Genomic DNA, 7,072 nt, shown 5'->3' on the forward strand with positions numbered 1-7,072 from the left:
ATCGGGGCGTAGCGCAGCTTGGTAGCGCATCTGCTTTGGGAGCAGAGGGTCGGGGGTTCAAATCCCTCCGCCCCGACCATTTAAAGCCTACTAAGGCTTTTTTTGTTAGTGAAGCAAGACGTTCAGCGCTTGTAGCTCAGCTGGATAGAGCATCCGCCTTCTAAGCGGGTGGTCGCAGGTTCGAATCCTGCCAGGCGCGCCATTTGCCTGTTTTATACAATCATTATGGTGGGTATAGCTCAGTTGGTAGAGCCCCGGATTGTGATTCCGGTTGTCGTGGGTTCAAGTCCCATTACTCACCCCATATTTAAAAGCCCCAATCTTCGGATTTGGGCTTTTTACTTTTTAAAATCCACGTTGATGACTTTTACCATAACTACACACAACCACAAAAGTCATTCGCACACAAAAGAGACGTCGACACCCAACCTCAACTTTATAAGAATAAAACTTAACAAAGATAAAATACAATTTTGCCCTTAAAAACAACATAAAATCAAAGATTGATGCTTCTGATCAAAAGCAAGACTGCATTTCTTACTTGACATGATTGATTTCTTCTATCAAATCATCAAACAACGCATCAAAAATATCCTCGCCTGACAGCTCTTCAATAGGCGGATGATGAGGTGCGGAAGTGTTTTTGGGTGGCATGGGTGGATTTATCTCGTGTTTTTGGGTGGCAACTGGCGATACTGGTTCAGAAGCCGTTGGTGTTTTTGTGGTTTGCGTGGTCGTGGGTGCTTGATGGGGCATCGCCCGAATCTCTGTTGGGTAAGTAGTGTAATTTTTCCAAAATTGGTAACGATTGACCACCCACCACGCCAAAAATTTAGAAGCGGTAACACCATGCAACTCAACAGGCAAGGTCGCAATCGCCAGCTCCGACACCCCAGTACTACCAGCCCCCTCACATGATTCTTTTGCCACAAAAATTTCATCAAGCAACCCTGTGTACACCACACGCCTATCCCATGACGCTTGGGTAAGCTCCATACGTACCAACTGATAAAAACAATCATCGTGCCAAATCACATAATTTCGGTGTTTAGGGTGGACAAAAATTACATCAATAGTTTTAGAATATTTCATAATACATCAAACATTTTTTTCTGAATATTCTAACAGCTTCACTCTCATTTATCAAAATTTTTAAATGAAAACACCCTTGCATTCATGTGGGATTTTGTTATACTAAAACCAGATTTCACATTCAAGGAGTTTTTATGTATCAGCACGTCCTGCTTGTTACCGACCTCAATGATGACACTGACATTGTCGCCAGTAAAGCTAAGTGGATTTTGGATTCATCGCCGTCTGCTCATTTGTCTGTGCTACATGTCGTTGAAGAGACCATGTTGGGTTTTGGCTATGAGTTAATTCCTGCTTCGGCATTACATAAAGAAATCGATGACGAACGCTGTGATGTGGCACGCACTCGCCTTGCCGAAGTACTGGCACGTAACAACCTACAAGCCCACGATGCTAAGATTAAAACCGCCATTTCAGGACGTAAAGGTATTGTGGATTATTGTCAAACACATGCGGTGGATTTGGTGGTTATCGGTCGCCATAAACGTACAGGGCTCTCCGCATGGCTCGCTGGCGCGACCGCAGACAGTATTTTGCCTGATGTGGAGGCTGACTTACTGGTGGTGCAGTTAGCGGGTAATTAATAAATAAAAAACTGGATAAGAAATTGTCCAGTTTTTTTATTTTAAAAATAATAAAAAATCGTGTTTTTAAAATAAATGATTTTTAACCAACCAATTTATATTAATAATAAACTAAGCATTCAATGAAAAGTCATGTGCTATTCTTGATAATCATCAAACTCCCAAACAAAATGTTTGTTTAATTGGGTTGCCAAACTCTGCCAATCTGCCTCATCATACATGGCAATAATACGAGTTAGATGATTCTTAATACTTTGATAATCATAACGCTCCATCACAATCATGTCTCGTGTATGAAAGGTTTTTTGTTTTCCCTTTAAAACACAAAACCAATCAAAAGAGCAAATTTGTGCATAAAAAATTTCGCCATGCTCTTGACCCCACTCCCCAATTAGCATACTAATACCCACCGAAAAATAATTGGGATTATCAGGCTCATAATATTTTAAATCATTAAAATTTTGTGTTTCTAAAATTTCTTTTAATTGGGCTTTCATTTTTTATAACATCACTGGCTATTATTATTTGATGTTTTTATTATAAATAAATTTGTCTAAACTTGCAAATTGCCCCTTGCCAAATTTGCCGTTTTCCACGATAATAGCAAGCCAAATTCATATCTAAGCCTACCGCCATGCAAACTTTAACCATTATCCAGCCAGACGATTGGCACATTCATCTAAGAGACAATAACGCCCTTGCCACGACCGTACCGCACGCTTGTGCCAGTTTTAACCGTGTCATTTGTATGCCAAACCTAGTCCCACCCGTCAAAACAACCAAAGATGCGGTTGCCTACCGTGAGCGGATTTTGGTGGCATTGGCACAAGCAGACATTGACCAAAGCAGAAAGGCGAGTTTTGACCCACGCATGGTGCTATATCTGACCGACCACACCACCCCCGATGAGATTGAAAACGCCAAAGTCTCAGGCGTTGTCCAAGCCGTCAAGCTCTATCCAGCAGGAGCAACAACCAATTCAGCGGACGGTGTTACTGACATTTTGGGACGTGCCAGCGTCTTTGACGCCATGCAAAAGCACGGCATTCCCTTACTCGTGCATGGCGAAGTTACGCACGCCGATGTGGATATTTTTGACCGTGAAAAACGCTTTTTGGACGAGATTTTATCCGTCATCATTAAAAATTTCCCCGAACTTCGCATTGTAATGGAACACATCACCACAGCGGATGCGGCGGATTTTTGTTTGGCACAAGGCGACCACATCGGGGCAACCATTACGCCACAGCACCTGCTCTTTAACCGCAATCATCTACTGGTGGGCGGTGTCAAACCCCATTATTATTGTTTGCCGATTTTAAAGCGAGCTGACCACCAAAAACGCCTTTTGGAAGTGGCAACTTCTGGCAATCCCAAATTTTTCTTAGGCACGGATTCTGCCCCCCACGCCACCCACACCAAAGAGTCCGCCTGTGGTTGTGCGGGGTGCTATTCTGCCCCCCATGCCCTACCCCTATATGCCACCGCCTTTGAGAGCGTGGGAGCGTTGGATAAATTAGAAAATTTTGCAAGTCGTTTTGGGGCAAATTTCTATGGCTTACCCGTCAATACCAGCACCATTACCCTTGTCAAACAAGAACAAGTCATTCCCGACAATTACCCCTACCTTGATGGCAAAAGCCTAACCCCACTTTTGGCGGGGCAATCCTTAGCGTGGTCAGTACAATGAGCGATAAAGAAAAATCCCCACTTGCCAAACGCTTTCGGGGCTTTATGCCGGTGGTCGTTGATGTGGAAACGGCAGGCTTTAACGCCCAAACGGACGCCCTGCTTGAAATCGCCTGCATTCCCATTTTGATGAATGACGAAGGCAAGCTCTATCAGGGCGAGGCTCTAAACGCCCATATTGAGCCATTTGCTGGGGCAAATTTGGAAAAATCCGCCCTAGAATTTACAGGCATTAACCCCGACAGCCCCTTTCGCAAAGCCATCGCCCAAGACGAAAAGCAAGCCATTCGCCAAATTTTTAAGGCATTAAAAGAAGTCAAAAACGCTCACGGCTGTCGCCAATGTATTTTGGTGGGGCATAACGCCCATTTTGATTTGGCATTTTTAAATGCGGTCATCGCTCGCACCAACAGCAAAAACCAATCGCCCTTTCACGCATTTAGCGTGCTGGACACCGCAAGCCTATCGGCACTCGCCTATGGACATACGGTGCTTGCCAAGACGTGCTTGATGGCGGGGATTGAATTTGACAACAACCACGCCCATTCCGCCCTTTATGATACCCAAAAAACAGCAGAGCTGTTTTGTAAGATTTTCAATGAATTACCAATGCTCGACATCAAAGACGAGCAAACCGACAATAACACATAACCCCAAATAGGAGAACATCATGCCATCATTTGACATTGTTTCAGAATTAAATATCCAAGAAGTCCGCAACGCCATCGGCAACACCGACAAAGAAATCGCCACTCGCTTTGATTTTAAAGGTAGTGACATCACGGTCGAGCTCAACGAAAAAAATAAAACCGTTACCATCACCTGCGACAACGAACTTCAAGCGGACAATGTGTACGCCATCTTTGAAAAACAACTCATCAAACGTGGCGTGGATTTGCAAAGCCTAGACCCACAGGATAAAGCCCAATCAGGCAAACACACCAAACAAGTCATCAATCTAAAAGACGGACTGGACTCGGACACCGCCAAAAAAATCAGCAAAGCCATCAAAGAGAGTGACTTGAAAGTATCAGCAAGCATTCAAGGCGATAAAATCCGTGTGTCTGACAAGAAAAAAGACAACCTACAAGCGTGCATGGCATTTTTAAAAGAAAAATCCTTTGGTGTGCCACTGCAATTCAACAACTTTAAAGATTGATTTGTTTAAAAAATCATTTTTAAAATCAATCATTTGCCAATTATTTTAAAAATTCTTAAAATCAGTGCTTGACGGTTTAAAATAATTTGCTATAATGACGCCACTTTTGGGAGATACGGTGAAAGCGTTCAAAAGTTGGTAAAACAGCTTGATTAAGTTGATTTTACAATCCTTGTGCTCCATTCGTCTAGAGGCCTAGGACACCGCCCTTTCACGGCGGTAACAGGGGTTCGAATCCCCTATGGAGTGCCAATATTTGAAAAGCCATGTTCTTAGGAGCATGGTTTTTTTACTTGGTATTCTCGCCATTTTTAGATATCACTCACCAGATTATATTTAGCGGTATCGTTAATCTCCCTAGCAGCCAACAAAAACCGACAGGCATCGTACAGATAGTCCTCCCCACTCTCATCTATCACACGAACCATGCCGAGTTTATCCGCCATGTCATCATCAAGCCCACAATATGATTTTAGCCGATGTAGACTGGCAGGATAGCCATCATTATTAATACACAACAACCACTTTGTCATCATTTAATGCTTTTGCTAATTTTATCATTACAATTAAAAACATCATATCACAATCTGCTTCGTTTGAAAAATTTGCAAAATTACTACAACACCCACGCCTGTAATTTGTTATAATTCCCCCCTTGATTGTATTTTTGATTATCATCATGCCAAAACAAACGCTCAAAAGCTGGTTGCCTACCCCTGAGAAGCTCCGAGAAAATCGGATTATCAGCTTGTTCGCACCGTTTTTGGTCGACCCACGTTTATGGCACATGAATCGTGGCTCACTGACTCGTGCGGTGTACGTTGGCGTGCTGTGTGCGTTTTTCCCTCTGCCTGGTCAAATGCCTCTTGCCTTGATTGGCGCTTTACTGTTTCGTGCCAATGTACCGATGAGCATCGCACTGACTTGGATTACCAACCCTTTGACCACCATTCCTGTGTTTTGGGTGGCTTACTGCGTTGGCGCTATTATCATCGGCGAGCCTGTCATTGGGATTCGTGGCATGGGAATTATTTTGTCAGATTTGACGTTGTGGCTGGTAGGCAATGGCGACAACCCTTTTTTAATGCACCGTATTTTTTCACTAAAAGCATTTGTTTGCGGACTTTTGGTGTGTGGCATCTTATCTAGTACCATATTAGGCATCGCCTTTCGCATTTTTTGGCAGTATCGCATTGCTCATGATTGGCAAAAACGCAAAGGCTATAATGCCACCGCCCCCAAATTTCGCACCCAAAAAGGTCATAAACAACGAGAACAATCCCAATACAATGATGATTTCTCCATTTAATAAAAACCGTATTATCATAATACGGTTTTTATATTTGTCAAAACTAGCACAGCTTTTTAAATATAGCCAAAAAGTTCATCAAACCCTAATTTAACATATATTTTACAAAACCTTTTAACCCTGACAAACTAATAAAATTCATGCCATACATGGCACTCATTGCCAATGCTTGCTCTTTATTTAAATCGGTCACCAATAAATTAAACTGATTGGGAGAAATACCCATTTTTTTACACAAATCCAAATATTTATTTAAATCAGCACGATATTCGCCCGTTTTGCACTCAATCACAAAAAGCTCATTTTTATGATTTAAAAAGACAATATCCAGCTCATGTTTATCGCCATTGGCAAGCTGTATTTTTACGCCTTTGGCACAAGAAAATTTTGGCTTAATATCCAATGAGTTAATTTGGGTTAATATGGCAGATAGCACGCACCATTCTAGCCAGCCACCCATAAAAAACTGGCGAATGGGCGTGGCGTGCTGTAATGCGATGCTCATCTTTTGGGATTGTTTATTATAACTATACTTAGCAAACAACGTGTGATTATAAAAATCACGGCATATTTTATTGATGACAGCAGTTTGGTTTTGATTATACTTTGATAAATCCAAATTGGTGCCTGTGTGGTTTTTTTGATAAGCAAAAGCAATCTGACGAAGCAGTCTTTCCAATAGCGGATAATTATCGCCAATCATGCCCGCTGCTTCATCATAATAACCATTAGTATTTACCGCTTGGTAATCAAAGGTAACTTTGATGTTTTTGGATTTTAAATAATGAGCCAGTGGTGCATGCTGTTTTTTACTCGCCAAATAATCCGTTTGCATTAGGTCAATATCGCCCAACTCTCTATTTTGGGTGGCTGGGGTTTTATTTGAATTAGTTGATGTATTTGGGCTGTTTGATGTATGGCTTGACTCGTTTAATTTTACGGTCAGCTCGTTATTTTTGGCTTTTAGTGTTTTATTTTCAAGTTGGGATTTTTTAAGAAGTTCAACGATGTGCCTAGAAAAATTCAGTGCCGAATAAGTGGCTACAAGCCCCCCCCCCCCTCACAATTTTCGCAAGTCTGCACAGGTGTACCATCTGATGTACTGACATGCCAACATTTTTTGCAAAACGATAATAACATAATTTACTCCGATTTTACCTAACTATAAATTCACAAGATTTGTCTATTGTCGCACAACAGCCCCATATTGCAAAGGCGTGTAGCGCGCTCCCCGGGCTC

9 protein-coding genes and 4 tRNA genes are annotated in these 7,072 nt (G+C 42.1%); 9 read left to right on the forward strand and 4 right to left on the reverse strand.

Annotation, left to right across the window (positions count from 1 at the left end; translation table 11 throughout):
• Positions 1-2 precede the first annotated feature (2 nt).
• From Q4B79_RS01735 to Q4B79_RS01745, 3 genes are all read left to right on the forward strand, one after another.
• Positions 3-79, forward strand: a tRNA-Pro gene (locus Q4B79_RS01735).
• Positions 80-125: 46 nt separating this feature from the next.
• Positions 126-202 (forward strand) — tRNA-Arg (locus Q4B79_RS01740).
• 26 nt (positions 203-228) lie between these two features.
• Positions 229-304, forward strand: a tRNA-His gene (locus Q4B79_RS01745).
• Between the two features lie 233 nt (positions 305-537).
• On the opposite strand, the gene Q4B79_RS01750 is transcribed toward Q4B79_RS01745, so the two are convergent.
• Positions 538-1,092: a hypothetical protein gene (locus Q4B79_RS01750; RefSeq protein WP_303084706.1), complete on the reverse strand. Its 555-nt coding sequence runs from the start codon at positions 1,090-1,092 to the stop codon at positions 538-540.
• A 134-nt stretch (positions 1,093-1,226) separates the two neighbouring features.
• Between Q4B79_RS01750 and Q4B79_RS01755 the strand changes: the two genes are divergently transcribed.
• On the forward strand, positions 1,227-1,676 hold the full coding sequence (locus Q4B79_RS01755) for a universal stress protein (protein WP_303084707.1): 450 nt from the start codon (positions 1,227-1,229) through the stop codon (positions 1,674-1,676).
• A gap of 137 nt (positions 1,677-1,813) precedes the next feature.
• Here Q4B79_RS01755 and Q4B79_RS01760 read toward each other — a convergent pair whose 3' ends face one another.
• Complete coding sequence (locus tag Q4B79_RS01760; RefSeq protein ID WP_303084708.1) at positions 1,814-2,173, reverse strand: Imm8 family immunity protein; 360 nt, start codon at positions 2,171-2,173, stop codon at positions 1,814-1,816.
• A gap of 137 nt (positions 2,174-2,310) precedes the next feature.
• On the opposite strand from Q4B79_RS01760, the gene pyrC reads away from it, so the two are divergent.
• The 4 genes from pyrC (at position 2,311) to Q4B79_RS01780 (ending at position 4,776) form a co-directional block, all read left to right on the forward strand.
• Positions 2,311-3,366 carry a dihydroorotase gene (gene pyrC, locus Q4B79_RS01765; RefSeq protein ID WP_303084709.1) on the forward strand — a complete coding sequence of 352 codons (1,056 nt, stop codon included), beginning with the start codon at positions 2,311-2,313 and terminating at the stop codon, positions 3,364-3,366.
• Positions 3,363-4,016, forward strand: coding sequence for a ribonuclease T (gene rnt, locus Q4B79_RS01770; RefSeq protein WP_303084710.1), 654 nt, complete (start codon positions 3,363-3,365; stop codon positions 4,014-4,016). Before pyrC ends, rnt begins: the two co-directional genes overlap by 4 nt.
• Before the next feature lie 19 nt (positions 4,017-4,035).
• Positions 4,036-4,524 carry a YajQ family cyclic di-GMP-binding protein gene (locus Q4B79_RS01775; protein ID WP_303084711.1) on the forward strand — a complete coding sequence of 163 codons (489 nt, stop codon included), beginning with the start codon at positions 4,036-4,038 and terminating at the stop codon, positions 4,522-4,524.
• Between the two features lie 176 nt (positions 4,525-4,700).
• A tRNA-Glu gene (locus Q4B79_RS01780) sits at positions 4,701-4,776 on the forward strand.
• A gap of 59 nt (positions 4,777-4,835) precedes the next feature.
• Here the strand turns inward: Q4B79_RS01780 and Q4B79_RS01785 are convergent.
• The gene (locus Q4B79_RS01785) at positions 4,836-5,060 is read right to left on the reverse strand and encodes a hypothetical protein (RefSeq protein ID WP_303084712.1); all 225 of its coding nucleotides are present in this window, start codon (positions 5,058-5,060) and stop codon (positions 4,836-4,838) included.
• Positions 5,061-5,203: 143 nt separating this feature from the next.
• Here Q4B79_RS01785 and Q4B79_RS01790 point away from each other — a divergent pair, with 143 nt between their 5' ends.
• The gene (locus Q4B79_RS01790) at positions 5,204-5,833 is read left to right on the forward strand and encodes a DUF2062 domain-containing protein (RefSeq protein ID WP_303084713.1); all 630 of its coding nucleotides are present in this window, start codon (positions 5,204-5,206) and stop codon (positions 5,831-5,833) included.
• 85 nt (positions 5,834-5,918) lie between these two features.
• On the opposite strand, the gene Q4B79_RS01795 is transcribed toward Q4B79_RS01790, so the two are convergent.
• Positions 5,919-6,686, reverse strand: a complete 768-nt coding sequence (locus Q4B79_RS01795; protein WP_303084714.1) for a DUF1887 family CARF protein — start codon at positions 6,684-6,686, stop codon at positions 5,919-5,921.
• Positions 6,687-7,072: the final 386 nt, after the last annotated feature.

This window comes from Moraxella sp., assembly GCF_030525845.1.
Lineage (GTDB): Bacteria > Pseudomonadota > Gammaproteobacteria > Pseudomonadales > Moraxellaceae > Moraxella.

Coding starts and splice junctions, on each gene's coding strand:
- Q4B79_RS01785 (WP_303084712.1), bottom strand. CDS start 5,060: ATGATGACAAAGTGGTTGTTGTGTATTAATAATGATGGCTATCCTGCC.
- Q4B79_RS01760 (WP_303084708.1), bottom strand. CDS start 2,173: ATGAAAGCCCAATTAAAAGAAATTTTAGAAACACAAAATTTTAATGAT.
- Q4B79_RS01775 (WP_303084711.1), top strand. CDS start 4,036: ATGCCATCATTTGACATTGTTTCAGAATTAAATATCCAAGAAGTCCGC.
- pyrC (WP_303084709.1), top strand. CDS start 2,311: ATGCAAACTTTAACCATTATCCAGCCAGACGATTGGCACATTCATCTA.
- Q4B79_RS01750 (WP_303084706.1), bottom strand. CDS start 1,092: ATGAAATATTCTAAAACTATTGATGTAATTTTTGTCCACCCTAAACAC.
- Q4B79_RS01755 (WP_303084707.1), top strand. CDS start 1,227: ATGTATCAGCACGTCCTGCTTGTTACCGACCTCAATGATGACACTGAC.
- Q4B79_RS01790 (WP_303084713.1), top strand. CDS start 5,204: ATGCCAAAACAAACGCTCAAAAGCTGGTTGCCTACCCCTGAGAAGCTC.
- rnt (WP_303084710.1), top strand. CDS start 3,363: ATGAGCGATAAAGAAAAATCCCCACTTGCCAAACGCTTTCGGGGCTTT.